The 873-nt window shown below is 71.4% G+C and carries 1 protein-coding gene; it reads right to left on the reverse strand.

The window, feature by feature from the left end:
* The coding region (locus VJ923_RS12200; RefSeq protein ID WP_326441863.1) for an IS110 family transposase at nucleotides 1–760 on the reverse strand (760 nt) is incomplete at its 3' end.
* Nucleotides 761–873: the final 113 nt, after the last annotated feature.

The following is an 873-nucleotide window of genomic DNA, read 5'->3' on the forward strand; positions in this document are numbered from 1 at the left end:
CATCGAGCCTGGCCGCCTCCTCCGCAGACTCCCTGATGCGCCTGGCGAGCATCCTCACTTGCGGGTTCTCCGCCGCCACCCGGTACTCCGACGGCCGCGTCGACGATGCCGCCGCCGCGACCGCCTCGTCGATGCGCGACCTGTTCGCGCCCCGGGTCACGGCGCCGACGGTCGCCCTCCCCGCGTCGACGATGCCCCAGGGGCCTCCCAGGGCCTCCATCATCTTCAGCCAATGGGGGTCCGCCAGGTCGGCCAGCGCCTCGAACGCCGGGCAGCTCTCCAGCAGGAGGCTCCGGAGCCTGTTCTTGTCGCGGGTCGAGCAGGCGACCATGTGGCTCCTCTGCGCCGCCATCGACCTCGCGGCCTCGAGCCTCTCGCCGCGGCTGGGCACGGGCAGGAGCGAGTCCGGGATGCCGAGGGCCGTCTTGGCGATGACGGCGGCGTCCCGCTCGTCGGTCTTCGCGTCGCCCGCGAACAGCTTGGCCGCGCCGTGGGCGGCGATCCCGGGCAGGTAGGCGACCGGCAGGCCGGCGAGCCTGGCCCTCGATATCGCGAGCGACCCGATGTTGCGGACCTGGTCGACGACGACCAGCGTCCCGGCGCCGACCCGGCCGAACAGGTCGTCCAGGTCGCGCTCGGTGTTGGCCACGGGCCCGCTTCCCAGCACCTCGCCCCGCCTGGTCACGTGGCATGCCCAATGGGAGAACTTCCCGACGTCGAGGCCCAGGACGGCTGTGCAGGTGGCGGCTTCGGTCAGCATGGTGGTATCCTTCCAATCGTCGGTCGATCGGAACGCTGCCTCGCGCGACACCCACATTACATGGCCGTGGCGCTCTTTGGTCGGAGGAGCCCGGCAGTTTCCTATCAGTCGTC

This window comes from Adlercreutzia shanghongiae (assembly GCF_035830635.1).
Lineage (GTDB): Bacteria > Actinomycetota > Coriobacteriia > Coriobacteriales > Eggerthellaceae > Adlercreutzia > Adlercreutzia shanghongiae.